The sequence below is a fragment of the Edaphobacter sp. FHG110511_03 genome (genome assembly GCF_059115365.1).
Map to the genome: position 1 here is coordinate 113,471 of NZ_JBZYWL010000002.1, position 26,896 is coordinate 140,366.

Genomic DNA, 26,896 nt, shown 5'->3' on the forward strand with positions numbered 1-26,896 from the left:
TATAGTCTACGGTGATGTGCGTCTAATACCAGGATGCGTCTTTACAACGGCCCCAAAGAACCCGGAATGCACACTCGCCGCACCCCGCTTACGATGACCTCAAAACCATATCGCACTTCCCTGCTCGCCTGCATCTTCCTGTCGCTTGTGGCGCTCACGCTCTCTGCCGCCGCGCAACCCGCCAACCTGCATACCGATCCCATCAATCTTTCGCCCGAGGTCCGCGAAGCTCACGTCCACTTCTATAACCTCGACTACGACGGAGCCCTCTCCCGCTTCGAAGCCATTCAGCGCGCCAACCCGCAAAATCCCATGGCGACCAACTATATCCTGATGACTCTCATCTTCCGCGAGCTCTACCATCAGGACCTCCTCGACACCACCTACTACGCCCACGATTCTTTCCTCTCCTCCAAGCGCGACGTCCCCGTCCCCCAGGCCACCCGCGATCGCATCGAGCAGCTCACCAACTCCGTCATTGCAATCTGCGATCGACAGACCAAAGCCAATCCCAACGACGCCAATGCGTACTTCGCCCGCGGCTATGCCCGGGGCATGCACGCGGCCTTCATCACCCTCGTCGATCATAGCTACGTCGGCGCCGCTCGGCAGGGCCTCAACTCCCGCCAGGACAGCGAACAGGCCCTCCGCATCGATCCCAACTACGCCGACGCCAAGATGGCCGTCGGAATTCAGCAGTTCGCCGTCGCTTCTCTCCCCCGCATCCTCCGCATCATGATTGGAATCACCGGTGTCACCGGCAACAAGGAGAAAGGCCTCGATCTCCTCCGCCAGTGCGCTGCTCAGGGTGTCGTCAACCGCGTCGAGTGCCGCACCGCACTCTCTCTCTTTCTCCGCCACGACGCTCGATACCCTGAAGCTCTCGCCGTCCAGCGCGGCCTCGCCCAGGAGTTTCCTCGCGACTATCTCTTCCGCCTCGAAGAGGCCAACCTTACCAAGGACAAAGGGGACGGCCCCGGTGCTATCGCCGCCTACAAGCGCCTTCTCGAGGACGCCCGCAAGCCTGACTTCTTCATCGATCCCCGCCTGCAGATGACCTACTTTGGCCTCGCCGACACCCAGCGCGGACAGAACCAGATCGCCGCCGCCGCCCAGAACTACATCAATGCCGCCTCTCAGCCCAAATGCACCGATTGGCTCCGCCGCCGCGCCCAGCTCAATGCCGGCCAGATGTTCGACCTCCTCCATCAACGCGACAAAGCCATCGAGCAATATAAGGAAGCATCTGCCGGCGGAGGCGATCAGTCCCAGGCCGATACCGCCCGCAAGTATCTCAAGACTCCCTACATGGGAACCTGACCCCGAACTGCGGAGGATTCCGCTTTTCTGCCCCTAAACATCCCCCGGGAATCCCAAAAGGAACCATCTCACCCATCTCTCCGTATCCAAAGAGAAACCGGCTGCCAAAAACACCAGACCGGTTATGTAAAATTATCTTCTTCGGAGAATCTCCCATGTTCTGTACTCGCTGTGGATCGAAGCTGGAATCATCCTCTCGTTTCTGCCCCTCCTGCGGAGTCGCAACCGGCGTAGGCGCGCCGCCCCCTTACACCTCGCCCTTTACCATCGGCGATCATCTCTTCCGCCCCCGCAACAACCGCATGATCGCCGGCGTCTGTGCCGCCTTTGCCCAGCGCTACAACTGGGACGTCACCGTCGTCCGCATCATCACCGCCCTCATCTGCCTCAGCGGAGCCGGTGCCCTCGCCTACCTCATCGCCTGGATCATCATCCCCGAAGAGCCCTACGCCATGCCGACCAATATTGTTTAGCCGTAGGCACACCGCAAATATCGTCTCCAATTCACCCGCTGCGCGGTCCCCTCAAACTGTGTCATCCTGAGCGAAGCGCAGCGAAGTCGAAGAGCCTACCCTGAGCGAAGTCGAAGGGACCTGCGTTCATCCCGGACGCCACGAGTCAAACAGCCGCACCAAGGAGAGAGCCCCTCGTTTTGAAGAAGACCGCCGCACCGCCAGCCCCTGCCCGTCCCTTCGTCTACCGCAACCGCACCCTCTTCTGCGACGGCGTCAGCCTGGTCTCTCTCGCTGAAGATCACGGCACCCCTCTCTACGTCTACTCCGCTACTCAGATCTCCCAACGCTTCCAGCTCTTTCAGCAAGCCTTCAAGGATCGTGCCCACACCGTCTGCTACGCGGTCAAGGCCAACTCCTCGCTGGCCATCCTTCGCCTCCTCGCCCGCCAGGGGGCAGGCTTCGACATCGTCTCCGGTGGCGAACTCGAACGCGTCCGCAAGGCTCACAAACCCGCCCTCAAAAAAGTCGTCTTCTCTGGCGTAGGCAAGCAGGTCTGGGAGATTGACGCCGCCCTCAAAGCCAACATCCTCCAGTTCAACGTCGAGTCCGAGCAGGAGCTCGACCTCCTCGCCGCTCGAGCGCAGGCCCTCGGCATCCGCGCCCGCTTCGCCCTCCGCGTAAATCCCGACGTCTTCGCCGAGACACACCCCTACATCTCCACCGGGCTCAGCGAACATAAATTCGGCATCGACATCAAAGCCGCCCGTGCCATCTACCGCCGCGCTGCCAAATCCAAATGGCTAGAGCCCTACGGTGTCAGCGTCCACATCGGCTCGCAGATCCGCAAGGTCGACCCCTTCGCCGCCGCACTCGCACGCGTCACTTCGCTTGTCGCGCAGCTTCGCCACGACGGCCACGACATCCGCACCATCGACGCCGGAGGAGGTCTCGGCATCGACTACAGCGACGCGCCCTTCGACGCCGCTCATCAGGTCGACCGCTACGCCGCCGCCCTGAACAAGGGCCTCGCCGACGACCGCGCCCATCTCCTCCTCGAGCCTGGACGCTTCATCGTCGCTCAGGCCGGTGCCCTGCTCACCCGCGTCCTCGTAGTCAAGAAGAACGGCAGCAAGACCTTCGTCATCACCGACGCCGCCATGAACGATCTCATCCGCCCGGCGCTCTATCACGCCCATCACGAGATCGTCCCCGTCCGGCAGCCCAAGAACTCAACCACAGTCACAGCCGACATCGTCGGTCCCGTCTGCGAATCCGGTGACTTTTTCGCCCGCGACCGCGTACTCCCCCCCGTCGAGCCCGGCGACCTCGTAGCCCTCCTCGACGCAGGAGCCTACGGCATGACCCAGGCCTCGAACTACAACTCCCGCCCACGTCCAGCCGAAGTCCTCATCGAAGGCACCACAGTCACCCTTGCCCGTCGTCGCGAAACCATGCTCGACCTCCTCGCCCCCGAAGTCCTGTAACCGCAACTCACATGCCCTATACACTTGCTGCGGAGAGTGAACGATGAATCGAAGAAGATTTCTGACGTCCGTCACGAGCCTGTCAGGTGCGGCTCTGCTACCAGAAGCGCTCGCTCAATCGGGGCAGCAGGTTACGCATGTGGACACGAAAACCGATGGCGCTCAGCTTCAGAGCAGTGTCGTAAAGGCGGAGACCCTCAAGCCAGAAGGCGCCGCTCCTGGAGCAAAAGCCTACGTACACTTCAATGGGCCAACCCAGCAACTTGCTGCGCTTGCCTCTGGCTTTGTGACGCTGGAACCGGGAGCGAAGCCCCATCCGCCGCATCGTCATCCCGAAGAAGAAATCATGATCGTGGGAGAAGGAACTGGGGAGTTTTCCATCAACAATGTCGCAACTCCGGTAAAGGAAGGCGACATGGTGTTTGCCGAATCGAATGTGCTGCACGGAGTGCTGAACACCGGCAAGACGCGAATGACTTTCTACTTCATTAAGATGATGGGCAAGAACGCTTGATGACTGCGTTCGTTTAAGATCGCTCGTCATAAGTCGACTCATCATGACCGATTCGACTTCCGCGTAAGCCAAATTTAGGACCGGCATTGCGGCTGGTAATAGAGAGGTGAGGAGTGCAACTCCTCCCTCCGAACAAAGAAACCTAAAATTTTCTCGATGGCTTGTCGAAATCCGCTCCGGCCGTTCGTCGTTATAGTGAAGGGCGAGACAATCGGCCCGCCGACACACCATTACAGGAGAAGACAATGCCGCAATATTTGGTTGCAGGATACCTCCCCGACGACTTTGACCCGTCCCAAATGGACGAATCGATTGGCCAAGCCATCCACGCGCTTAACGAAGAGATGGATGCCGCCGGTGTCACGAAGTTCGCTTGCGGCCTCGGGGCCACGAAGTCGCTGCGGTCGCAGACCAATGGCGAAGTCCTCATCACTGACGGGCCGTACCTTGAGACCAAGGAACACATCGGCGGTTTTTGGATATTGGAATGCGCTGACATGGACGAGGCGGTGGCATGGGCACGCAAAAGCGTCGTCGCTACTCGAGGGCAGGGCGAGGTACGCGAGATCTTCTACAATCCGGCACCGGCCAGCAACTGATCATCGGACTTCAACGACCACTGGTGTAATCGCCATCAAAGGCTCATGAGTGATGTCCCCAACACGATTGAGACCGTGTGGAAGATCGAATCCACACGCCTCATCGCCGCGATTGCACGCGTCACCCGCGATATCGGCATTGCAGAAGAACTCGCCCAGGACGCACTCGTCTCGGCCCTTGAGCGATGGCCCGAAGAAGGTATCCCGGAAAATCCCGGGGCGTGGCTGATGACGGCGGCAAAGAACCGCGCGCTTGATTCGTTGCGTCGTGGGCAGATGCTCGTACAAAAGCACGAACAACTTGCTCGGGAACTTGAATGGCAACAGCAGCAACTCGCAGAGGCTATGGACCAGGCACTGGATCAGGTAATAGACGATGACGTCCTGCGGCTTATCTTTACCGCGTGCCATCCGGTCCTCGCGGTGGAAGGACGCATCGCGCTTACGTTGCGTCTCATCTGCGGCCTCACTACCGTGGAGATCGCACGCGCCTTCCTTGTGCCTGAAAAGACGCTGGGACAGCGAATCTTTCGCGCCAAGAAGACTCTCTCTGAGGCGCATATTCCCTTTGAGACGCCACGCGGAGATGAGTTGCGCCGCAGAATGGAATCCGTGCTTTCGGTCGTCTACCTGATCTTCAATGAGGGATATACCGCGACTTCGGGAGAGGAATGGATGCGGGCTGCGCTCTGCGACGAGGCACTCCGCCTTGGACGCATGCTGGTGCAGCTTCTTTCCGGCGAGTCTGAAGTTCAGGCCCTTCTGGCTCTGATGGAACTCAATGCATCGCGCACTGCGGCTCGCCGCGGAAACAACGGTGAGGCGGTTTTGCTGCCGGATCAGGATCGCACTTTGTGGGACGGCGCGCAGATCCAGCGAGGGATGTCCGCGCTCGAACAAGCGCAAAGACTCGGTGGTGGCGCAGGAAACTATGCCTTGCAGGCAGCGATTGCCGCCTGTCACATGCGGGCTCGAACAGCCAAAGAGACCGACTGGGAGCGAATCGTTCTTCTCTACGACGCTCTGCTGCAGATCAGCCCGTCTCCCATAGTGGCATTGAATCGAGCCGTCGCCGTTGGTATGGCGCAAGGTCCTGCCGCTGGACTCGATGAGGTCGATAAGCTCACCGCTGACCCAGCCCTGACTGGCTACCATCTACTCCCCAGCGTTCGCGGAGACCTGCTCATGAAGATGGGAAGGTTCACTGAGGCGCGTGAGGAAATCCAGCGCGCCATCACAATGACGCAGAATCTGCGGGAACAGGAATTGCTGACGGAAAGGCTGAAGCAGATTGAGAAGGCCGCCTCGTCATCGTAGCTCCGGTTCAGTCCTGTGAACGCGGTTCTCGTCAGTGAAGTCAATCAATTCCGAGTAGCCGACTTATCGACACGGATCAGTGCTCGACGAGTGCATCGGTCAACCTGGTTCGATGAACTGGATGAACCAACATAGCGCCGATGTCCGTATTCGGAGCAACCCTGTCCGTATCCGAACATCCGTGCGCATATCCCAGGCGGGTGTCTCGGCCGACTCGAGGCAGAGGTTTGTGCACGTTCAGCGTAACCTGCACCATAGCAATAGATTGGTGTTATCACATGGCTGGTACTGAAAATCTCAGAATTGGCTACCGGCATGCTGTCTATGAGACAGAGTATGGGCCACCTGCGCAGAACCCTGCGCCAAATGCTCCAGTTTGCTGGCCACCTGCTTAAGGAGTACTACGATGAACAAACACTTTTTTTCAGCGCCGACTTTGATCATTGTCTCTCTTTTCGTTTGTTTTGATCTGCCACTCAGGGGCCAAAGTACCAATCAGCTCGTAGGCAAAAATGTGTCGATTCGACAGACCGACTATAAAGGTCGCAGTGCCATTCAGGTAATAGCAACGCCCGGTGCCGTAGACGCGACCTCGTATGCGGTGATCAAGGACGCAACGTTTCGAGATGGAACAATTGAAGTAGATCTGGCTGGCAAGCCCGCCGCAGGGGCTACGGGTGACGCACGTGGATTCATTGGCATCGCCTTCCGTGTCCAGGCTGATGGAAGCTACGAGTACATCTATCTCCGACCCACGAATGGCCGAGCCGACGACCAGCGCAGACGCAATCACTCAACGCAATACGCATCCTACCCGGATTTTGACTGGGCGCGATTGCGGAAGGAGGCCCCTGGACAATACGAATCGTACGTCGACCTTGAGCCCGGTGTCTGGACAAAGTACAAGATTGAAGTGGAAGGTCACAAGGCGAGGCTTTACGTGAACGGAGCGGATCAACCTTCTCTCATCGTCAACGATCTTAAGCTCAAGCCGCAGCAAGGCGGAGTTGCATTATGGATAGAGCCTTCCTCTGAGGGTTATTTCGCTAACCTAAAGATCACAGCGAAGTAGGCTGGCTGAGCGTCTGTTCGGTCTGGCGGCGGAATAGTTTTGTGAGACCGATGAATTCACGGGAATACGCTCATTGAGTTGCAATTCAGGCGCAATTCCCGGGATTACTCCTGACAAAACGCGCTTATCGGATGCCAGACTCGAGCAACATGATCGATCCATCACTCCTACTGTCCCTTAAGAATTCCCTGCCGCACAGCTGCTAGTGGAGCCCCAGCCACCATCGCCGCCGATATCGTAGGTTCCGTCTTCGCCCTCTGCTGCGAGGCCATGTGCGACATCCTCGCTTCAGAATTTTCTCTAAAACGGAAAGATGGGTGGATTGCAGGAGTAGTATTAGGCGGCCAACGATTCGCGGCGGAACGGGTCTCAAACAAGACACGCGGTACTTCAGATGGATGGGCCTTGGGCCTAGATGTGAATACATCCCTATCGAACACCTGGAGGCCGCATGAATGTCACTGCGACACGGGCTACGGGACGTTGGACCGATACGTCCGTCGGGCGCTGGTTTTATGCGGCCATGGGAGCCGCCTGCATTCTCGTTGCAATCGCGTCGTTCACACCTTCCATCTTGAATCCTGCGAATCGCCTGGGGTCGTTCACTTGGATTGTAGCGGCACACGGCATCGTCTTCTTCGCGTGGCTTCTGGTGTTTTTAATGCAGACACTCCTGGTGCAAACAGGAAGAACAGCCACCCACCGAAGCCTTGGAACAGCATCCATGCTTCTTGCTGCCGGTATGGTCGTGTTGGGTTATGTGACCACCATCGAGATGACGCGTAGAGGATTTGATCTCAGTGGCGACCTCGGACTGAAGTCTGACCCGCTGGGTCCTGTCGCCCAGATGATCTTTCCGCTTCTGGATGTCTTCGAATTTGGAATTCTCGTGGCCGCGGGATACTGGTATCGGCGCCGCGCAGACATTCACAAGAGGCTGATGCTATTTGCCGTAGTTGTCATGTTGCCGGCACCCTTCGCCCACTTCATCGGCCATAGCCCCTTGCTCCGCACTCATGGCGTGATCGTCATCCTTCCAATCGCAATCTCACTTGCGGCGAGCGCTATCTACGATCGCATCCGGTTTCGCCGGATTCATCCTGTTTCTCTTTGGCTTGGGATCGTGCTCTTTGTAATCGACAATCTCTGTGCGGTTGTCATCGGCCCAAGCGCAGCATGGCGTCGCTTTGCAGGATGGCTCATCAGCTGAGAAAGTTCCTCCAGCTTCGCCACAGAGCTCGATGCTTCTATAGTGAAGCGGCTGTCTCGTGACTTGGGAGCGCCGGATGCCCCATTCATGCAGTCTGATCGCATGAGTCGGACATAGAGCGAAGCTCGGGCGTCTTCCTGGCCTCCACAAATCTCACCTACCTCACGGTTGTAATCGCTTCCCGAACCGAAACCAGCGGCGCCCGCGAATCCAGTTCAAACCCCGCAGCCCCTTGCCTGACCCCCAGCTCCTTCCACAACGCCGGCAGATCCACCTCCACCGGCGTACTCCCCCACTTCGCGTACATCTCCGTCAGCACACGGGTCCCGGTCGCCTTATCTCCAATCGAAAACGCTCGTTCAATCGGCCAGTTCTCATCGATATTCCCGCCTGCGGCGACGATCGCCCGCAGTGCATCCTGCAGTCCCTTGCGACTCTTCGTCTCCTTGCGAATCTCCACATCCGCCATCAGGCAGAACAAGGCCCCACCCCAATAGGTACGGCCCCAGGTATGCGTTCTGTTCAACCCCTGGTCGCCTTCGCCCGGCTCGCCCTTCGGCATTCCCTCCGCCATGTCCTGCCATATCCTCTTCGCCGCAAGCTGCCCCGCCTGTACCCGTGCGATGGGCTCGACGTAGGTTGCGAGACCCTCTTCCATCCAGTGCTGATCATCCGGAAGGCCCGGGAACGCCATGTGCGAAAGCTCATGCGTCATGGTCCAGTCGTCCGTCAACTCACTCTGGGTCGTATGCTCGCCCAGCCGCATTCGGGTGAATCCTGGATTCCCGCCCATATTCCCCCAGGTCGTCCCCTGCAACACCCCGTGACGTCCCGGTACTGGGACTACCCGCACCTTCGCTCTCGCCACCGGAAATCGGCCGTAGTAAACAGTCACAGCCCGTGCCGCATTCTCGACCCATCCCATTACGGCAGCCGTCTCAAGGTCCAGGCTTCCGGGAGCGAAGTCTACCTCGATCGTCGCTCCGCCCGTGGTGAAGCTCTCGGAATGGGCGACCTCCCCACCTCCCGGCCCCCTCGAAAATGACCCTCTCTCCTGGCAGCCCATGGCCACAGACTGACAGAACAACCCCGACACCAGAAACAGGAATCCACTCCATCGTCCGATTCGCAACTGTCACCGCCCGCGCCGTCAACTGTTTGTCGTTGGACGGCACATCATGGCAAACCGGTACAGATCTTTCTCTCTTTTTCGCAAGGCGCGGGACGCCCCAGGAACGTGTCAAGCCCGGGACCGTCTATCTCACTCTTGTTCCATCAGTTCTATCTGCCGATTCCCTTGCCCCGGACCGCTATAATGAAAGAGAGCAGGAAAGTGCCCTCCCTTCCGAAGCCCTCCTTTGGGGCTCCGAAAACGAGGTCCAGACCTAACTCTTTTATATCGAAGACTTTGCACAAAAACAGACGGGGGCGGGTCCCACCGTCAGTGTGCTAAAATCTCGAAGTCGTATCACCCCTGCCAACCCGCAGGCGAAACAAATCAAACTGAGGTTGTACATGTCCGGCCACTCAAAATGGGCGACAATCAAGCACAAGAAGGGCGCCCTCGACGCCAAGCGCGGAAAGATCTTCACCCGCCTGATCAAGGAAATCACCATCGCCGCCAAGCTCGGCGGAGGCGACGCTGACGGAAACCCCCGCCTGCGCGGAGCTATCGCTGCGGCCAAGGCTGAAAACATGCCGTCGGAAAATATCAAGCGCGCCATCCAGCGCGGAACCGGCGAGCTCGAAGGCGTCTCCTACGAGGAGATCACCTACGAGGGCTACGGCCCCGGTGGCGTCGCCGTCATCGTCGACGTTCTCACCGACAACAAGAATCGCGCTGTCAGCGAGATTCGCCATGCCTTCTCGAAGAATGGCGGCAATCTCGGAGCCGATGGCGCCGTCTCTTGGATGTTCACCACCAAGGGAGTCATCTCCATCGCCAAATCGGCAGCCGGCGAAGAGAAGCTTACCGAGATCGTTCTCGAGGCCGGAGCCGAAGACCTCTCCGATGAAGGCGAGAACTGGGAGATCCTCACCGACCCCAAGGACTTCGAGGCAGTCACCACTGCCCTCAAAGCCGCCGCGATCACTCCGGAGCATGCCGAGGTCACCAAGATCGCCTCGACCTATACCAAGCTCGAAGGCTCTCAGGCCAACGCCATGATCCGGCTCCTCGAAACTCTCGAAGACCTCGACGACACCCAAAACGTCTACTCGAACTTTGATATGGACGAGGCTCCCGTCGCCAGCTAACTCACGCGGTCTACCTGTTTCCAAGGCCGCCATCCGATGGCGGCCTTTCTTCTGTATTCGCAACATCAACTTGAACGGAGCCTCCGGAGTGACCAGGATCATTCGCCGCATTTCAGCCCTCTGCACACTGCCTCTCGCCGCCCTGCTCTCCACATCTCCGGCTCACGCGCAGGCAGCGCCTGCCTCGCCGACCCCGTTCACCGCGACACATCGCCCACTGGAACTCGGCGTAATCGCTCAGGGCGGCCTGGGCGTCACGGATGATCGCAGCGACTACAAGTTCTTCATGCTCGGCGGCCACGCAGGAAAGGTTCTCACTCCCAATATCGGCCCCGGCCTTGTTCACGGCAACTTCGAATACGCCATCGAGGTCTTCCCTTTCTGGCAGTCCTACACTCCGGAGTTTGAGCGCCGCACCTGCACCGCCCCGGGAGTCTGCTCCGCTCCGTATATGACCGGGGGAACCTATACGGGTATCTCCATCACGCCAATCCTTCTTCGCTGGAACTTCACCGGCTCCGGGCACCGCAAAATCACTCCTTGGGCTCAGGGTGGCGGAGGAATGATCTGGACCAACCACAAGTACCCCGGCGTCGGCGGCCCGCCCTACAACGAGTTCAATGACGGGTACGCCGCCAACACCAGCGTTTGGAACTTCACCCCCCAGTTTGGCGTAGGCATGCACTACTTCATCACGCCGCGCCGCTCCATCGACTTTGGAGCCAACGCCGTCCACATCTCCTCGGCCTCGCTTGGAGATAAAAACCCCGGCGTCAACGCGAGCATACAATTCTCCGCGGGCTATACCTGGTGGAAGTAACAACAGCGAGTCTTTAGGCTCCAGGTCTTCAAATCATGAACTCTGAAGCAATCATCGAATGCGTTCCAAACTTCTCCGAAGGGACCGACCTCTCCAAGGTCAGCCGCATCGTCCTGGCTATGCAGGTCCCGGGCGTCAGTCTCCTCGACTGGTCGCTCGACCTCGCTCACAATCGCTCCGTCGTTACCATCGCCGGGCCGGCGGAGGCCGTCGTTGAATCGGCCATTCGCGGCGCAGGCAAGGCCGCGGAGATCATCGACCTCACTCGGCAGAACGGTGTCCATCCGCGCATCGGCGCTGCCGATGTAATTCCATTTATTCCCGTCCGTGGAGCGTCGCTGGCAGAATGCGCCATGCTTGCCCGCCAGGCAGGCCTCAATCTGTGGCGCCGTCATGGTGTGCCGGTTTATTTCTACGGAGCCTCTGCCGCCCGGCCCGATCGCGTCCATCTGGAAGATGTTCGCCGCGGTCAGTTCGAAGGCCTTCGCGATGCGGTTCGGCGGGAAACCGCTCGCCGGCCCGACATAGGCGGACCGGATCTGCACCCGACCGCAGGAGCCTCAGTCGTCGGCGCCCGCAGCTTTTTGATCGCCTACAACGTTCATCTGCGTCAACCCGATGTCACCTCCGCTCGAGCCATCGCACGCGACATTCGCGCTTCCAACGGAGGTCTGCACGGCGTCAAGGCTCTGGGAGTGCTCGCCAATGACCGCGCCCAGGTCAGCATGAACATCACCGACCATATCGTGACCCCTATGCCCAAGCTCTATGCGCGTCTCAAGGAGCTTGCCATCCGCTACGGAGCCGAACTGGATGACAGCGAGCTCATCGGACTCATCCCCGAAGCCGCATTCGAAGACGGCGCCGAGTGGATCGCAAAGATCCCGGACTTCGATCCCGCGCTCAAGGTGGTCGAACGGCGTCTTGTAAATCCGCTTGAATGGCCCGCCGCCTGAATTGCTGCCAATCGTTATCGTCGCGCCGACGATCTATCTCTCGTCGGCGTAGATCTTCACCTCAATCGCTCCGCCCTGAACGACGCGTCCGCGATACATCCCGGGAGTATTGAAGCTCCATGCCAGCTGCCCATCGGGAGTAATCGCGATCACGCCTCCGTCTCCGTGGATCGCTCCGAGCTCCTTCTGGATCACCTCATCGGCAGCGTCCTGAAGCTTCATGCCCTTGTACTGAACCAGCGAGCAGATCGTGCGAGCCACCGTGAGCCGGATGAAGTACTCTCCCGTTCCCGTCGCCGATACGGCGCAGGACTGGTTCGACGCATAAGTCCCGGCTCCGATGATCGGCGAATCCCCTACTCTTCCCCAACGCTTGGCCTGGGTTCCACCTGTCGATGTCCCCGCGGCAATATTGCCGTTCTGGTCGAGCGCAACGACTCCCACCGTCCCGTACTTATGCGCGTCCGGCGGCTCAATCTCCGCAAGCCCTCCAGCTGGAGCCGCTGGCGCTCCCTTCGGCCTCGGCGGGATCGGAGCATTTTCTTTCTTCAATTGACGGACCAGACTCTGCCATCTCCGCTCGGTAAAAAAGTAGCTCGGGTCCACCTGCTCCAACCCCACACTGGCGGCAAACTGGTCCGCGCCCGTGCCAATCAACATCACGTGCGGAGACTTTTCCATCACAGCGCGCGCCAGCGAAATCGGATGTCGTGTTCTCGTGACCCCGGCGACTGCTCCCGCGTTCATCGTCGCCCCATCCATCACGGCTGAGTCCAGCTCATTCCTGCCCTCGGCAGTAAAGACGGCGCCCCTGCCGGCGTTGAACAGTGGATTGTCTTCCATTAGCTTGATCGCAGCTTCGACCGCATCCATGGAGGTGCCACCCTTCTCCAGAACATCGGCTGCTGCCTGTATCGCTGTCTTCAGTGCTGCGCGGTACGCGGCGTCCGTCTCCGCACTCATGGATCTCCGTTCGATCACGCCCGCCCCGCCGTGCAGAACGATCGCCCATCTATGCTTCGCCGCCGTTGCCTGCGCACCCACAGGAGCCGCTATTCCATCTTCACTTCGCAGGCCAGTTGAACCGCCTGCAACAATCAACGACGCGATGACACCCATTCGAAGCGCTGCAAGCATACGCATCCCTCTGTCGACCACAAGTTCTAAGAAATTTTGAGAAGTATGATTCTACCGTTACACATACATATAGGGTGGATTGTTGGTGAACCAACACCCATGGACACTTACCTACAAAAACTGCCCATGGGATGCTATACTACGTTTCGGATTGCTCACCGCTATATTTCTGGCACCTGCAGTGCAGAGCCAATGCGGAGGTGGCGAAATTGGCAGACGCACAAGCTTGAGGTGCTTGCGCCGCAAGGCATAGGGGTTCAAGTCCCCTCCTCCGCACCAATCCAAAACATTCTCTGGAAGGCAGTCTTCTCCGATGATTATTGCTCTCGTTGTTCTGCACGTCCTGGTCTCCCTCTTCATCGTTGGAGTCATTCTGGTTCAGCAGGGAAAATCCGCTGATCTCGCCGCAGCTTTCGGCGGCCAGGGTTCACAGACCGCCTTCGGTCCTCGCGGCGCGGCCAATCTCTTGACTCGCATGACCACCTACTCGGCGATTGTCTTCATGCTGACCTCGATCGGGCTTACGATCCTGCTCTCGCGTTCCTCCGATCACTCTGTGCTTTCAGGACACCCGACCACGCAGCAGCAACAGCAGAACACGCCGAAGAAGTAGCTCGGTTCCTATCTTTTAAAAGCGCAGGCCTCGTGCCTGCGTTTTTACTTTTGCGCCATGTACTCTTAATCCATGATCCACGAGATTCTCCCCGTCGGCCTTCTCCAATGCAACTGCTCCATCCTCGGCGATGAGGCCTCGCGTGAAGCCATCGTGATCGATCCGGGCGACGACATCCCCGCGATTCAGGCTCTTCTCGACCGACATGGCCTTACGGTGAAAACCATCGTCATCACGCACGCCCATATCGATCACATCGCCGGAGCCCAGAAACTCAAGCAGCTTACCGGAGCCCCGATCTTCTACAACGAGAACGACCTGCCTCTGGTGAAGATGATGGACGTCCAGGCATCGTGGCTGCGCATGCCCGTTCCCCAGGTAGCCCCTCCCGACGCTCCGCTCACCGATGGCCAGAACGTCTCCGTTGCCGGCATCTCAGGTACGGTCCTTCACACTCCAGGACACACCCAGGGAAGCATCTGCCTTTATCTTCCCGAACATTCCCTTCTCCTTGCCGGAGACACCCTGTTCGCCGGGTCGGTCGGGAGAACTGATCTCCCGGGGGGAGACTCTCGCCAGCTCATCCGCTCCATCCACGATCACCTGCTCACCCTGGCGGACGAGGTCAAGGTCGTACCCGGACATGGGCCGAACACGACTATTGGTGAAGAGCGCGAAGGAAACCCCTTCCTGTAACCATCGTAAAAACAATCGTTTATCTCAAAAATATAAAGCTTAGCTCTACTGGAACCAAAAGGATAACTGCGCGAAGATGAATCACTTTTAGCGAAATCCTCTTTGGTCCCCACGCAGGCTCATGCCTCTTCCCTTGCCTCCTGAGCAATCGCGCGCAGCTGCGGTAAGACGTCGCCCAAGGGCACGGCTTGCGCCTCCCGAGATCCCAGCGCGAAATAAAGCTTGCGATAGAGCTGGTAGAGTTCCTCGTACCGCTCGACCGCTTTCGGATCGGGGAGAAATGTCCGAAACGGCAGGCACAGTTTTTGCTGAGCGGCTTCGATCGAAGGGAAAGTTCCCGCAGCCACAAAGGCAACGATTGCAGAGCCCAGGCTCGTAGGCGTTCCGTCCGGCACGAGGACGGGCTTGTTCAGAACGTTGGCGTAGACCTGGTTCAGCACCGCATTATTCTGTGGAATGCCGCCACCATTGATCACGCGTTCGACGGGCACGGCATGTTCCGCCATGCGTTCCAGGATGATGCGCGTATGAAAAGCCGTCCCTTCAATGGCTGCAAACAACTCGTCCTGGGCCGTGTGCAACAGGTTCCATCCAAGGGTTACACCGCCGAGTTCGGGGTTCACCAAGACCGTGCGATCCCCGTTGTCCCAGCTCATGCGCAATAAACCGGTCTGGCCGGCCCGATAGGAGTCCAGGCCCCCGGCAAGCTCCTTTACGGTCGTGCCTGCCCGGCGGGCGATGCCTTCGAAGATATCTCCAACCGCCGACAGGCCTGCTTCAATGCCAGTCAGCTCTGGATTGACGCTGCCGGGAACAACGCCACACACACCTGGAACAAGTTCCGTCTTCTGCGCGATGGCGATGATGCAGGTCGACGTGCCCACTACATTGACGACATCTCCCTCCTTGCATCCGGCTCCAAGGGCATCCCAATGAGCATCGAACGCGCCGACCGGGATCGGAATTCCCGGTTTCAGTCCCATCTTTGCCGCCCACCCCTCGCTCAATCCGCCGTAGATGTGATCGGACGTGAGGTACTCCCCTCCGATCTTGTCTCGAACGCCTTGAAGTAAAGGATCGACCGCTACCAGAAACTCTTCGGAGGGCAGACCTCCCCACTTGGGGTTCCACATCCACTTGTGCCCCATGGCGCAGACGCTGCGCTTCAGGTCTGCCGGATGCCGCACGCCAGTGAGCGTCGCCGCCACCATATCGCAATGCTCCAGCGCCGTGGCGAATTTGGAACGCTTCGCATCGTCCGCATGACGCAGCCAGTGCAGCAGCTTGGCCCATCCCCACTCGTGGGAATACACTCCACCGCACCAGTCGATAGCCTCAAGCTTCTGCTCGTGAGCCTTCGTGGTGATCTCGTGCGCTTCGCGATGGGCACGATGATCGCACCACAGGTAATACTCATCCAGTGGCTGGAGAGCCTCATCCACCATCACCACGCTGGAACCGGTCGTATCCAGCGCCATGGCTAAAACATCTTCGCCGTGTACAACGGTCTGTTCGAGCACGCCCTTTGTCGCTTTCACCAGAGCATTCATCTGGTCGGTGTGCGATTGAGTCGCGAAGTCAGGATCTTCGCGACGGCGATGAAGGGGATACTCCGCGACGGCCGTTCCAAGGCGGCCACGTTCCGAGTCCAGCAGCGTCACACGAACGCTCAACGTTCCAAAGTCTGCACCAGCTACAACTGCCATTGTCTCCACCCACTGTCGTTAAACTAGACTGCTCTGTCCATACGTCGCCTTCGCGCCATGCTTGCGGAAGTAGTGACGGTCAAGCAACGTCTGCGATACCCCACATTGCGAGTTCAGCAGAACCGTCATAAACGCCATCTTCGCCACAGCCTCTAATACCACTGCGTTGTGTGCCGCATGGTGCGGATCCTTGCCCCAGGCAAACGGCGCATGTCCCGCGACCAGCACGGCCGGAACTGCGAGCGGATCGATCCCGGCAAATCGCTCGATGATCGCCTTGCCCGTATTCAGCACATAGTCTCCGTTGATCTCCTCGTCGGTAAGCTCGCGCGTGCACGGCACCGGACCATGAAAGTAGTCCGCATGCGTGGTGCCGAGGGCAGGAATCTCGCGTCCCGCCTGCGCCCAGGCGGTTGCGTTTTCGCTGTGTGTATGAACGACCGCACCGATAGCAGGAAAGGCTTTATAGAGTTCCAGGTGGGTCTTGAGATCGCTCGAGGGATTCAGTGTGCCCTCCACGATCTTTCCGGAGAGATCGGTTACCACCATATGCTTGGGCTTGAGCGCATCGTAATCCACGCCACTTGGCTTGATCACCACCAGCCCTTCGTCGCGGTTTATTCCACTGGCGTTGCCAAAGGTATATAGAACCAGGCCGCGGCGAACCAGCTCCAGGTTGGCCTCCAGTGTGGCTTCTTTCAATTGCTCGAGCATGCTTTGTCCTTTTGCAAATCTTACCGCGGAAACGTTTTCTCCAGGATGCTCCACTTATCCCTGTAAGCGGAGATGCCCCTTCAATTTTTCCACTGAAATCAACCGACGACAAATTATAGAGATCAAGATCGTCACTGCGAATCACTTGGGTGGACGAAATCTTCGGGAACAGACCCGTTTAGGATAGATTCCAAACTATCTATGCCCAGCACAAAGTCAGTGACAGGCGTATCGGGCGCCAGCGTACGAAAGCTTCGTCTGCTCCCCCTGCTCGCCGCGACCTACTTCATGGTCTCCGGCGGACCCTATGACATCGAAGACATCATCGGCTTTGGCGGATACGGGCACGCTCTGCTTCTGCTCTTCCTGCTTCCCTTCTTCTGGAGCTTTCCGACGGCACTGATGCTCGGCGAATTGGCCTCGGCTGTGCCAGACGAGGGAGGTTTCTATGCCTGGGTGCGGCGAGCAATGGGCCCCTTCTGGGGATTTCAAGAGGCATGGCTCTCCCTTGCGGCATCGGTCTTCGACATGGCCATCTACCCCACAACGTTTGTCTTGTATCTCGAGCACATCGCCCCCGCACTGACTCGCGGGCATCGAGCGATTGCTTTGGAACTCGCCGTCGTAACCGCAGCGGTTTTATGGAATCTGCGCGGAGCCGCCGCGGTAGGCGAAAGCTCTGTGCGGCTTTGGCTCTTGTCGATCTCTCCGTTTCTGATTCTTGTCGGAGCCGCAATCTTTGCCGGGTTTCAGATAGCAAACCACCCCTTTGGAGGACACGCTTCTCTTGCAGCTCCAGCCAACAAAGGCATCTCAACGGCGATTCTGGTGGCGATGTGGAACTATATGGGCTGGGACAATGCCACAACGATCGCGAACGAGGTAGAAAATCCCCAGCGCAATTATCCGCGTGTCATTCTGATGGCCGTGATTATGGTGATGCTGACCTATATCATCCCGATTGCGGCGGTGGCGTGGGCTGGAATTCCCGCGGAAAGATTCTCAACCGGAGCCTGGGTCGATGCAGCTCATATTCTCGGTGGCCCGGCATTGGCGATCGCTGTGGTGCTCGCTGGTTCGATGGATGACTTCGGCACCTTCAGCAATCTCACGCTTTCCTACACTCGGCTGCCGCATGCACTGGCGGAGGACGGCTTTCTTCCATCCGTATTTACCCGGAAACTGAAAAACGGATCTCCCTGGGTCTCGGTGATTGCCTGCGGCATCTGCTGGGCACTCGCGCTCGGCTTCTCCTTCGAACGCCTGATCACTATAGACCTGGTCCTCTGGGGCCTATCGATGATCCTCGAGTTTGTCGCTCTGATTCTGCTCCGAAGAAATGAGCCGCATCTGCCCCGCCCTTTTCGAATTCCGGGCCCCGACTGGGTTCCAATTGTCCTGGGGATCAGTCCCGCTGCGCTCATCTTCTACGCGCTGTATGTATCGCGCTCGGAGACCGTTGTCGGAATGCCTGCGCTGACATTCGCGCTGATCATTGCTGCTGCGGGCCTGCCTCTTTATGTCATCGCAAAGATCTCTCGAAAACGACGACTGTCTGCTTAGACAACCGGTTGTCCTTTTGGCATGGATTGCGTCTCTCAATCATAAGATAGGACATATGACCGATTGACATCTTTATGACACTGTAATGAAATCAATCCACTCAAGAACTTGTAACGTAGCTGGAACAATTGTTTTTCTTCGCTGCGATTCACTCTGGAACTCTGCATTCATTCACCTTTTCTTTCTTACAGGGACAGCGGCTCCGGTCTATGCCGGTATTGTTACGTAAACCCGAACCTATGCAAGGAGCAGTATGTTGGCCACCGTTTCACGACAGGATCCCCGTTTTCAGACTCTGAGGAAGAGCCACAATCTGCGTTGGCCAGCCTCCGAAGCGGATTCCGTCGGGCGCATCGAGATCTGTCAAACTCCAGATGATGTTGCCGAAGCGCTTCAGAAGACCGTGAGCGCCGGCCTTCGTCCCACAATTCGCTCTGGTGGTCACTGCTACGAAGACTTCGTCTGCAACAACCCTGGCGGAGTTCTCCTCGACGTAAGCCTGCTCAATGGCATGGATGCCTCCGGCAGCGGCCACACCTACAAAATTGGCCCCGGGACGCGTCTCGGCGACGCATACACCCGCCTCTACAAGGAATACGGCGTCACCCTGCCGGGAGGATCCTGTTATGGCGTCGGTGCCGGTGGACACATCTCCGGTGGTGGCTACGGCGTCCTTAGCCGTCTTCATGGTCTGACCATCGACTGGCTGTCCGCTGTCGATATCCTCACTGTCGATGCCTCCGGCAAAGTCGTTCCCCGGCGAGTCGATCGCGACCATGAGCCGGATCTCTTCCGTGCCTGTCGCGGAGCCGGCGGCAACAACTTCGGAGTCATCACCGCCTACTACTTCGACAAGATGCCGCAGGCCCCGAAGGAAGTCGCCAACGTCAGCATGTCCTTTCCCTGGGAGGACATGACGCCCGAGCGCTTCGAGGCCATCCTGACAACCTACAGCCACTATCATGAGACCCGCGGCAAAGATCCCGACACCTGGGGTCTATTTACCTTCCTCGGTCTGCCTCACCGTTCTTCCGGCCGTGTCGGTATCTCCGCCCAGTTCTGCAATCCCGACGGAACCTGCGACGACCTCACCGTTCTCAACGAGTTCATCGACCTCTTCCAGCCCTGCAAGCCCGTCGCTGCCGAACCCCAGACCATGGACTCTCGCCACACCGCCAAGGCAGGCAAGGCGGTCATCCTGACAAAGCCTGACGGCACACCGCTCCCCTGCTCCGGGCCGCACAATATCGAACGCGCCTCCTGGTACGACGTCACCGTGCACGGTGGCGTAGGCGGTGGCACGCGCGCAAAGTACAAATCCAGCTACATGAAGCGCACATTCACCTCGGCAGAAGCCCGCACTATTTACAAGCATCTTCATCGCGAGATTCCCGGCGTCAAGTTGAGCGGCATCCTTGCCGTCGACTCCTACGGCGGAGCCATCAACCGCCCCGAGCTCGCCAACGAGACCTCAATTCCGCAGCGTGCCTCCGTGATGAAGCTGCAGTTCCAGACCTACTGGGAGAATCCGGCAGACGACGCCGGACGGCTGCGCTGGATGCATGATTTCTTCACCGATCTCTACTCTGGTCCCGACGTCGAGGCACCGTACAAAGGGACTCCTTATCCCAACCAGCAATACGAAGGCTGCTACATCAACTACCCGGATGTAGACATGCTCGCCTATCCTTTCTGGCCCCAGCTCTACTACGGCGACCAGGGACTTTATCCGTTCCTCCAGAAGGTCAAGCACCAATACGATCCAAACAATATCTTTCACCATTCCATGTCGGTCCGCGCTTAGCGGATCGGCACGGGTTTGATTCAAGGAACTGGCAACACGGTCTTAGATTCAGACGTTCAGCGCGGAGGCTTCTTTGGTCACACCTTTGAATGCAGCGTTGTACAGACAACTACACGACCTGCCAGTCGCTGCGTTCATACCGCAGCATCGAATCCCTCCGGCCTCGGTGAAGTGGTCACCCAACTCCCCTCTTGCTTCTCCGACGCTGACAAACCCGGGTAACCGCCCCCGCTACCCCCTCTCGGAGGGCATACGTTTTCGATGGACATCCCATCGCCACAGGGCTCACAATTCGTCTTCGCTTAAATCAGCCGGAGATCCTCCTCGACAAACGCCGTCGAGGGTCCTTGGCACATCGCCACTTGTAAAGGAGGACCTTTCACCAAGTCAGACTGTCACTGGAGCGATACAGACTACGTCTCCAGAGCCGGTAATCAGGATCTCACGGTCGAAGACACACAAATAAAAAGTCAGGGAGCCAAAGCCCCGACGCGCAGCCGTAGAGCAAACACCACGAAGCACGAAAATTTTCCGAGGAGACACAGATGCAACGAAAACCCATCATCCTACATATCCTGTCCGTCATTCTCCTGGTTGTATGTTGCGTAGTATCCAGAGCCCAGACCATCACAGGAAGCGTCAACGGAACGGTCACCGATCCCTCAGGCGCCGTAATTCCCAATGCAAAGGTCACAGCAACCAACACCGAAACCGGCATTGCCACTGAAACCACGACTAACAGCGACGGCGTCTATAACATCCGATTCCTGCAGATCGGTACCTATAAGGTCACCATCGATACACCAGGATTCGCGACCTCGACCTATGGCCCTTTTGCCCTCGAAACCGGCCAGAACGCGAAAATCGATGCCAAACTCAGTCTCGCCGGGGAGCAGCAGAAGGTCTCGGTAAACGCCGAAATCGCTCCGTTGATCAATACAGAGAACGGAGAACTTGGCCTTACTCTTGACTCGACCGCTATCAATAATGTGCCGATGGTTGGAAGAAATTTTTCCAGTCTAACGGTCTTCACACCTGGTGCGGTAGTGACAAACCCTACAGCCTTCACGGATGCGAATGCTCTGGAGCGCAACATTAGTGGAGGCGGACAAGTTTCAGTCAACGGCAATCGCCAGCAGTCAAATAATTTCCTCCTCGATGGCATTGAAATCAATGAAACCATCAACAACACGGTCGGGTACAACCCCAGCCCGGACGCCCTTGCCCAGGTTCGTGTGATCTCAGCCAATGCGCAAGCTGAATATGGGAATGTCAATGGCGGTGATGTCATCGCGCTGACCAAAAGCGGCACAAACACTTTCCATGGCAGCGCCTTCTACTATGTCTCGAACTACAACCTCAATGCGAATACCTGGGCGAACAATCGCAACCGTGTGCCAAAGCAAAGTTCCACCAGCAACATCTTCGGGGGGTCGTTCGGGGGGCCGCTCCTCCACGACAAGCTGTTCTTCTTCGTCGACTACTCAGGCAACCGTTATCACCAGGGCGGCTCAGCGACTGCATCTGTACTGACGCAAAAGATGCGGGCCGGAGATTTCTCTGAGCTTCTTGATACCAACATCATGGCTGGCAAGCCGGTTCAACTTTACGATTCGCTCACCGCGGGTTCACCAGCGTATGCCGGGAACAGGCTTCCTGCAACCGCAGTCAACCCCGTGGCACGCTACCTCTTTCAACATCCTGAGTTATATCCTCTACCCACAAAATCACCCACTGCCGGCTCTCCCATCGCAAACAACTACCTCGGGGTTTCGAAGAAGCGCATCTTTAACGACCAGTTCGACGTCAAGGTCGACTACCACCTGGGTACGAAGGACATGATGTTCGTTCGCTACAGTCAGAGCACGGCGGGCGACACAAACACCAACCCTCTCGCAATTACCTTCCCCATTGCGTCAACCTATCCCACTAAGGGCGTGGCATACCAACTCGTTCACACCTTTTCGCCTAACATTCAGAATGAATTCCGTCTGGGCTTCTTCCGTACGGTCTGGCACCAGGGAAATCCCAGCGACACAACTGGCGTATTCGGAGCCAACGGTAACGATACGGTTGGGATCGGCGGCGGTACCATCACGCAAGGATTCACAACCCAGGCTTTCGCATTAGGAACCGGAGTAGACGGCGGTGCCACAGCCGCAAATGCGAACATCGGAACCCAGGCCCTCTACTCCGATAACATCATGAACAACTACACCTACGCTGACAACCTCACAATGCAGAAGGGCCGGCACGTTATCAAGATGGGTGCACAGTTTATCCGCTACCAGCAAAATAGCATCTACACCGGTAACGACGGCGCGCAAGGACAGTTGCAATACAACGGCAACTTTACCGCGGCAACCGCAGGTGCCATTAGCAGCGCTGCTGCAACCGGCTATAACCTGGCGGACTTCTATCTTGATCGTGTCTCCTATGCCGGTCGCGGTACTTTGGTTGGTCATACCGGACAACGCCAGTGGCGTGATGCGCTCTTTGTCCAGGACGACTGGAAGATTCTTCCGAACCTGACACTCAATCTCGGCCTGCGTTGGGAGTGGGATCAGCCGATCTATGAAGTCAACAACAAACAGGCAAACCTCAACCTCCAGACAGGAGCGACGCAGATCGCCGGACAAAACGGCAACAGCCGTGCGCTTTACAACAATGTGTGGACGAACCTTATGCCACGCATCGGCTTCGCATACAGCCCAACACCACGGTTGGTCGTTCGTGGCGGCTTTGGTATGACAACCTATCTGGAAGGTACCGGAGCGAATCTGCGACTGACGATCAACCCGCCATTCCAGACCTCGCTGAGCTACACGTCATCGGCGCCTTCAGCCGGAAATGCTGGAACGAGCGTGACTGCCGAAACAGCATTTCTTGGCAACAGTACGACTTGCGCCTACACAACGACTCCATCCTGTGGCCAGATCTATCGTGCATGGGTGCCTAATCTGAAGCCTTCTACGGTACAGGAAGAAAGCCTGACGCTCGAATATCAGGTGAGCAATACCGCCTCATTCCAGGTTGGATATGTTGGTGAGTATGCGTATCACCTGATCCAGGCACGCTGGGACAACCAACTCTTCGGTCCTTGCTTCAACGGCACAGGCGGAGTCTTTGCCTACAACAGCGCACAATGCTTTGCCATCAACAAGGCACCGTACTACCAGGTAGTGGGTCAAAGCGGATCGGTACGCACCACCGCTTCCAGTGGCATGATGAATTACAACGCGATGCAGGCTACCTTCCGGCAACGCCTCAACCACGGTCTGCAGTTCACCGCAAACTACACCCTTAGCAAGTCGATGACGAACAGCATTGGCTTCTTCGGTGTAAACACCGTCAGCAACAACAGTGCCTATGCGGCAAATCCACGGAACAACTCTCTGGAGTATGGCCCGGCTGGTACCGATGCTCGACACAACCTCAACTTCAATATGACTTACGAGCTGCCTTTCGGACGCGGAAAGCAGTTTGGCAATCAGATGAACCGTTTTGTGGATGAAATCGCGGGCGGCTGGAAAGTAGCTGTTACCGGCTTCGCCTACACTGGGTTCCCAACCACCATCGTCAGCAACAACAATAACTCCGGTGTTGGATCGCAGCAGCAACGCATGATCAAAGCACGTCCGCTCTCCCTCAAGGGACGTAACGTACAGCACTGGTTTGGAACCGATGCGTCCGCTACGCCCTGCTCAACCTTTATTCCAGGTACAGTCAACGTAGTGGACAACGGAAGCTGCGCTTACATTCAACCGGCAAATGGCACGATCAGCCCTCAGCATCCTGGAACGGAACGGGTACCCGGATTCCGTCAGTTCGACGCTTCCGCGTTCAAGGATTTCTCCATCACTGAGACGCAGAAGATCAGCTTCCATGTGGATGCTTCCAATGTATTCAACATCGCAAGCTACGGTAATCCGGACCGAACGGCACAGAACGCCACCTTCGGTCAAATTACCACCGCTCGCTCAGGACCGCGCCTGCTGCAGCTATCGGCTCAATACACGTTCTAGTCTCAACCGTAATCCGGCCCGGACTAAAATCCGGGCCGGATTTTTTTTGCACATCAATCTACAAAATTGCAGTATCGTGGCTTGCCGCTACGAGCGGATTCCATCCATTCCATTTGCAGTCTCGAAATCCGATACCTTGTATCGCGGCTCCCCAAATCGCCCCTTCGACCGAGACGGCGCGGGTGCCCCATTCATTGACCCAGCTCATCGCAGCATGTGTAAGCAATCGGGTATAGCGTTTCAGACTTGTCAAGACCGGAAACCCGTAAACTGAAGAAAACAAAACGCATCTAAGTGCCGACCAGTTTCATCCGTTTCGTTAAAATAGAAACAGGAAAACTCTCCTAAAAATATTAGGAACCTCAGTTTGAAAACTTGCCCCGCAGAGCGTGTCTTGAGCGCATTCGAACTGCTGCAAAACACGGCTTTGATAGACGGAGAGAGAAAACCTGTCTCGGGAACGGAAGAAACAGGAAGTCCACCCCTATCTCCTGCTTTTCCAAGATTTTGCACAAAATAGTACGGGGGGAGGGGCCGCGAGTCCACTCTCCTCCCCGGCTCTTACATCCGCTCCGGTGCCTCGATGCCGAGATATCCAAGCGCCCGAACCATCTCCCGTTGTGCCACCGCGGCGGTTGCCAGATACAAGCCGCGCTTGACCGGGTCCGTCTCGTTCAGGATGTGGTGACGGTGATAGAAGTTGTTGAACTGCTGGGCGAGCTGAAAGGCATATCGTGCGAGGTAAGCAGGCTCCGAGGTCGCGATGCACTGCTCGATCATCAGCGTGAGCTTCGAGGCCAGCAGCCACGTCTCCCAGACCGTCGTTCCCTCCTCGCTATCGAGCAGGCCACCCAGGTCGAGCGAGGCAAACTCCGCCAGCGCGGCCTCAGCCGTCGTCCCGGCCTTGCGAAAGATATTCGCTGCCCGAACGATGGCGTACTGAACGTAAGGCCCGGTCTCGCCTTCGAAGCTGAGCGCATCCTTGAAGTCGAACGCGATCACGGTATTGCGTGTGTACCGCAGCATGAAAAACCGCAGCGCTCCCACACCAATCTGGCGTGCGATCGTGTCGCGTTCTGTCTCCGGAAGATCAGGATGACGCGCATCGACCTCGGCACGAGCCGCTGTGATGAGCTGATCGAGAAGATCATCGGCCTTCACGCCGAAGCCCTTGCGTCCGCTGACCTCGATGTAAGCGCGCTTCTGATCTTCCTCGCTGACGGTATAGCCGAGGTCAAGAGCGCAGCGCGGTGTCAACGCTACCATTTCGTAAGAGAAGTGCGTGTACCGATCGGCCTCCTCGGTGAAGCCCATACCGCGCAACGCCTGCACCACCTGCGTCTGAGGATCGTTCTGCCGCGAATCGATGACGTTGTAGATGGCATCAGCGCGGCCGAAGGCCGGATGATCCCCCTCGCTCTCGCCGTCGGTCGAAATCCAGCAGGTATGCGTCGGATATTCGTGAAATCTTCTGTAGCCGAAGTCCTTGCCCGGCAAGAGACCAAATTTCCACAAATGATAAGCGATGTCCTTGCCGACGTAAGTGACCGTTCCATTGGAACGCACGATCACCTTGGCATCCTCATCCGGACCGTCGCTTCCCTCCTCCTGAGCGGTCTCAGCGGCTCCGTTGACAGGAGCGCGACGCATGACCCAGCAGCCCTTATTCTTTCCTCCGGTCTCGAAGTAAAGAACGCCCTTGTCAATCATGAGCTGTCGAGCAGCATCCCAGAAATGAAGATGGAGAATCTCGCTCTCTCGCGGGAGGAAGTCGTATTCGATAGACAGTCGCTCCATCGTCTCGAGATGACGGCGAAGGACGGCAGTTGCGATAAGGTCAGCCACCTCGGCAATCTCATTGCCGCCATGCTCGATCGCATGGAGCGTCTCGAGACGCAGCTGTTTGCGCGCAGCGGCCTGATCCGCATCGGCGGTGTACCACTGGGAGACGCGGGCATAGAGGTCCCAGCAATAAAAATCGATGCGCTCATTTCTTGTGGCGAGATCAGACAGCAGGTTGCGAGTAGCCGCAAGATCCAGACGCTCAAGGTGCATAAGACCGACCACTACGTCCGCAACCTGGACGCCCGTGTTATCGATATAGTTTTGAACGCCTACTTCGTATCCACTCTTATAGCTATCCGAACGGAGAAGGCGCTGAAACGTATCTCCAAGAATGGCATTGCGGAGGTGGCCGATGTGCGCTGCCTTGTTCGGATTGATGCTGGTGTGTTCGATCAGGCGGAAACCGGGGCCCCCGATGTCTGCATGTTGATCCCGGGCGATATCACGAGCAACACTGGCACGGCCAAGGCGAACATTGAGGTAACCTGCGCCTGCAACCTCAATCGAGCTGACGCCTTCAGGAAGCGAGGCTGAGAGTTCCGCAGCCAGTTCCGTGGCGATCGCACGCGGGGCCTTGCGGAGACGCTTGGCGAGTTCGAATGCCACCGGAAGCGCCAATTCGCCAAAGGCAATCGAGGGAGGCTGTTCAACCACCAGATTCGTAAGGGTAATATCGTACTTCTGAGCCAGGATGGCCTGAATGCGGGCCAACAGAGATTGTTGAACGATGCGATACATGCTTTTGGAACCGCCACTGTAGTTGACTTTGCTTCAGTTTACGTTACGCGAT

Annotated in this window: 21 protein-coding genes and 1 tRNA gene; 17 read left to right on the plus strand and 5 right to left on the minus strand. The window is 57.6% G+C overall.

Features of this window, described 5'->3' with window-relative positions; genetic code table 11:
• The first annotated feature begins 66 nt into the window (after positions 1 to 66).
• From AC5S26_RS09930 to AC5S26_RS09965, 8 genes are all read left to right on the plus strand, one after another.
• Positions 67 to 1,320: a tetratricopeptide repeat protein gene (locus AC5S26_RS09930; protein WP_494184737.1), complete on the plus strand. Its 1,254-nt coding sequence runs from the start codon at positions 67 to 69 to the stop codon at positions 1,318 to 1,320.
• A gap of 155 nt (positions 1,321 to 1,475) precedes the next feature.
• Positions 1,476 to 1,793, plus strand: coding sequence for a PspC domain-containing protein (locus tag AC5S26_RS09935; protein ID WP_494184738.1), 318 nt, complete (start codon positions 1,476 to 1,478; stop codon positions 1,791 to 1,793).
• A gap of 179 nt (positions 1,794 to 1,972) precedes the next feature.
• Positions 1,973 to 3,259 (plus strand): diaminopimelate decarboxylase, encoded by a 1,287-nt coding sequence (lysA, locus tag AC5S26_RS09940; RefSeq protein ID WP_494184739.1) that lies wholly within the window; start codon positions 1,973 to 1,975, stop codon positions 3,257 to 3,259.
• A gap of 43 nt (positions 3,260 to 3,302) precedes the next feature.
• The gene (locus AC5S26_RS09945; RefSeq protein WP_494184740.1) at positions 3,303 to 3,773 is read left to right on the plus strand and encodes a cupin domain-containing protein; all 471 of its coding nucleotides are present in this window, start codon (positions 3,303 to 3,305) and stop codon (positions 3,771 to 3,773) included.
• 245 nt (positions 3,774 to 4,018) lie between these two features.
• A complete protein-coding gene (locus AC5S26_RS09950) occupies positions 4,019 to 4,372 on the plus strand; it encodes a YciI family protein (protein ID WP_494184741.1) in 354 nt (117 codons plus the stop codon).
• Between the two features lie 45 nt (positions 4,373 to 4,417).
• The gene (locus AC5S26_RS09955) at positions 4,418 to 5,689 is read left to right on the plus strand and encodes an RNA polymerase sigma factor (RefSeq protein ID WP_494184742.1); all 1,272 of its coding nucleotides are present in this window, start codon (positions 4,418 to 4,420) and stop codon (positions 5,687 to 5,689) included.
• A gap of 406 nt (positions 5,690 to 6,095) precedes the next feature.
• Positions 6,096 to 6,761, plus strand: a complete 666-nt coding sequence (locus tag AC5S26_RS09960; RefSeq protein WP_494184743.1) for a hypothetical protein — start codon at positions 6,096 to 6,098, stop codon at positions 6,759 to 6,761.
• Positions 6,762 to 7,212: 451 nt separating this feature from the next.
• Positions 7,213 to 7,971 carry a hypothetical protein gene (locus AC5S26_RS09965; protein WP_494184744.1) on the plus strand — a complete coding sequence of 253 codons (759 nt, stop codon included), beginning with the start codon at positions 7,213 to 7,215 and terminating at the stop codon, positions 7,969 to 7,971.
• Between the two features lie 157 nt (positions 7,972 to 8,128).
• On the opposite strand, the gene AC5S26_RS09970 is transcribed toward AC5S26_RS09965, so the two are convergent.
• Positions 8,129 to 9,103: a gluzincin family metallopeptidase gene (locus tag AC5S26_RS09970; protein ID WP_494184745.1), complete on the minus strand. Its 975-nt coding sequence runs from the start codon at positions 9,101 to 9,103 to the stop codon at positions 8,129 to 8,131.
• Between the two features lie 383 nt (positions 9,104 to 9,486).
• Here AC5S26_RS09970 and AC5S26_RS09975 point away from each other — a divergent pair, with 383 nt between their 5' ends.
• The 3 genes from AC5S26_RS09975 (at position 9,487) to ftcD (ending at position 12,003) form a co-directional block, all read left to right on the plus strand.
• Positions 9,487 to 10,227 carry a YebC/PmpR family DNA-binding transcriptional regulator gene (locus tag AC5S26_RS09975; protein WP_494184746.1) on the plus strand — a complete coding sequence of 247 codons (741 nt, stop codon included), beginning with the start codon at positions 9,487 to 9,489 and terminating at the stop codon, positions 10,225 to 10,227.
• A gap of 88 nt (positions 10,228 to 10,315) precedes the next feature.
• Complete coding sequence (locus AC5S26_RS09980; protein ID WP_494184747.1) at positions 10,316 to 11,047, plus strand: acyloxyacyl hydrolase; 732 nt, start codon at positions 10,316 to 10,318, stop codon at positions 11,045 to 11,047.
• A gap of 35 nt (positions 11,048 to 11,082) precedes the next feature.
• Positions 11,083 to 12,003, plus strand: a complete 921-nt coding sequence (gene ftcD, locus AC5S26_RS09985; protein WP_494184748.1) for a glutamate formimidoyltransferase — start codon at positions 11,083 to 11,085, stop codon at positions 12,001 to 12,003.
• A 33-nt stretch (positions 12,004 to 12,036) separates the two neighbouring features.
• Here the strand turns inward: ftcD and AC5S26_RS09990 are convergent, their stop codons facing one another.
• Complete coding sequence (locus AC5S26_RS09990) at positions 12,037 to 13,140, minus strand: isoaspartyl peptidase/L-asparaginase family protein (protein ID WP_494184749.1); 1,104 nt, start codon at positions 13,138 to 13,140, stop codon at positions 12,037 to 12,039.
• Positions 13,141 to 13,334: 194 nt separating this feature from the next.
• Here AC5S26_RS09990 and AC5S26_RS09995 point away from each other — a divergent pair.
• The 3 genes from AC5S26_RS09995 (at position 13,335) to AC5S26_RS10005 (ending at position 14,449) form a co-directional block, all read left to right on the plus strand.
• Positions 13,335 to 13,419, plus strand: a tRNA-Leu gene (locus AC5S26_RS09995).
• A 34-nt stretch (positions 13,420 to 13,453) separates the two neighbouring features.
• Positions 13,454 to 13,753 (plus strand): preprotein translocase subunit SecG, encoded by a 300-nt coding sequence (gene secG / locus AC5S26_RS10000; RefSeq protein ID WP_494184750.1) that lies wholly within the window; start codon positions 13,454 to 13,456, stop codon positions 13,751 to 13,753.
• 72 nt (positions 13,754 to 13,825) lie between these two features.
• Entirely contained in the window at positions 13,826 to 14,449 is a 624-nt protein-coding gene (locus tag AC5S26_RS10005) for an MBL fold metallo-hydrolase (protein WP_494184751.1), read from the plus strand.
• A gap of 119 nt (positions 14,450 to 14,568) precedes the next feature.
• On the opposite strand, the gene AC5S26_RS10010 is transcribed toward AC5S26_RS10005, so the two are convergent.
• The gene (locus tag AC5S26_RS10010; protein WP_494184752.1) at positions 14,569 to 16,155 is read right to left on the minus strand and encodes a ribulokinase; all 1,587 of its coding nucleotides are present in this window, start codon (positions 16,153 to 16,155) and stop codon (positions 14,569 to 14,571) included.
• An 18-nt stretch (positions 16,156 to 16,173) separates the two neighbouring features.
• Positions 16,174 to 16,869, minus strand: a complete 696-nt coding sequence (locus AC5S26_RS10015) for an L-ribulose-5-phosphate 4-epimerase (RefSeq protein ID WP_494184753.1) — start codon at positions 16,867 to 16,869, stop codon at positions 16,174 to 16,176.
• A 201-nt stretch (positions 16,870 to 17,070) separates the two neighbouring features.
• Between AC5S26_RS10015 and AC5S26_RS10020 the strand changes: the two genes are divergently transcribed.
• From AC5S26_RS10020 to AC5S26_RS10030, 3 genes are all read left to right on the plus strand, one after another.
• Positions 17,071 to 18,432 carry an APC family permease gene (locus AC5S26_RS10020; RefSeq protein WP_494184754.1) on the plus strand — a complete coding sequence of 454 codons (1,362 nt, stop codon included), beginning with the start codon at positions 17,071 to 17,073 and terminating at the stop codon, positions 18,430 to 18,432.
• A gap of 253 nt (positions 18,433 to 18,685) precedes the next feature.
• Complete coding sequence (locus tag AC5S26_RS10025; RefSeq protein WP_494184755.1) at positions 18,686 to 20,236, plus strand: FAD-binding oxidoreductase; 1,551 nt, start codon at positions 18,686 to 18,688, stop codon at positions 20,234 to 20,236.
• A 545-nt stretch (positions 20,237 to 20,781) separates the two neighbouring features.
• Positions 20,782 to 24,261 (plus strand): TonB-dependent receptor domain-containing protein, encoded by a 3,480-nt coding sequence (locus AC5S26_RS10030; RefSeq protein WP_494184756.1) that lies wholly within the window; start codon positions 20,782 to 20,784, stop codon positions 24,259 to 24,261.
• Positions 24,262 to 24,822: 561 nt separating this feature from the next.
• On the opposite strand, the gene AC5S26_RS10035 is transcribed toward AC5S26_RS10030, so the two are convergent.
• Positions 24,823 to 26,844: an arginine--tRNA ligase gene (locus AC5S26_RS10035; RefSeq protein WP_494184757.1), complete on the minus strand. Its 2,022-nt coding sequence runs from the start codon at positions 26,842 to 26,844 to the stop codon at positions 24,823 to 24,825.
• Positions 26,845 to 26,896: the final 52 nt, after the last annotated feature.

Coding starts and splice junctions, on each gene's coding strand:
- AC5S26_RS09930 (WP_494184737.1), top strand. CDS start 67: ATGCACACTCGCCGCACCCCGCTTACGATGACCTCAAAACCATATCGC.
- AC5S26_RS09935 (WP_494184738.1), top strand. CDS start 1,476: ATGTTCTGTACTCGCTGTGGATCGAAGCTGGAATCATCCTCTCGTTTC.
- AC5S26_RS09945 (WP_494184740.1), top strand. CDS start 3,303: ATGAATCGAAGAAGATTTCTGACGTCCGTCACGAGCCTGTCAGGTGCG.
- AC5S26_RS09950 (WP_494184741.1), top strand. CDS start 4,019: ATGCCGCAATATTTGGTTGCAGGATACCTCCCCGACGACTTTGACCCG.
- AC5S26_RS09955 (WP_494184742.1), top strand. CDS start 4,418: ATGAGTGATGTCCCCAACACGATTGAGACCGTGTGGAAGATCGAATCC.
- AC5S26_RS09960 (WP_494184743.1), top strand. CDS start 6,096: ATGAACAAACACTTTTTTTCAGCGCCGACTTTGATCATTGTCTCTCTT.
- AC5S26_RS09965 (WP_494184744.1), top strand. CDS start 7,213: ATGAATGTCACTGCGACACGGGCTACGGGACGTTGGACCGATACGTCC.
- AC5S26_RS09975 (WP_494184746.1), top strand. CDS start 9,487: ATGTCCGGCCACTCAAAATGGGCGACAATCAAGCACAAGAAGGGCGCC.
- ftcD (WP_494184748.1), top strand. CDS start 11,083: ATGAACTCTGAAGCAATCATCGAATGCGTTCCAAACTTCTCCGAAGGG.
- AC5S26_RS09990 (WP_494184749.1), bottom strand. CDS start 13,140: ATGCTTGCAGCGCTTCGAATGGGTGTCATCGCGTCGTTGATTGTTGCA.
- secG (WP_494184750.1), top strand. CDS start 13,454: ATGATTATTGCTCTCGTTGTTCTGCACGTCCTGGTCTCCCTCTTCATC.
- AC5S26_RS10005 (WP_494184751.1), top strand. CDS start 13,826: ATGATCCACGAGATTCTCCCCGTCGGCCTTCTCCAATGCAACTGCTCC.
- AC5S26_RS10010 (WP_494184752.1), bottom strand. CDS start 16,155: ATGGCAGTTGTAGCTGGTGCAGACTTTGGAACGTTGAGCGTTCGTGTG.
- AC5S26_RS10015 (WP_494184753.1), bottom strand. CDS start 16,869: ATGCTCGAGCAATTGAAAGAAGCCACACTGGAGGCCAACCTGGAGCTG.
- AC5S26_RS10020 (WP_494184754.1), top strand. CDS start 17,071: ATGCCCAGCACAAAGTCAGTGACAGGCGTATCGGGCGCCAGCGTACGA.
- AC5S26_RS10025 (WP_494184755.1), top strand. CDS start 18,686: ATGTTGGCCACCGTTTCACGACAGGATCCCCGTTTTCAGACTCTGAGG.
- AC5S26_RS10030 (WP_494184756.1), top strand. CDS start 20,782: ATGCAACGAAAACCCATCATCCTACATATCCTGTCCGTCATTCTCCTG.
- AC5S26_RS10035 (WP_494184757.1), bottom strand. CDS start 26,844: ATGTATCGCATCGTTCAACAATCTCTGTTGGCCCGCATTCAGGCCATC.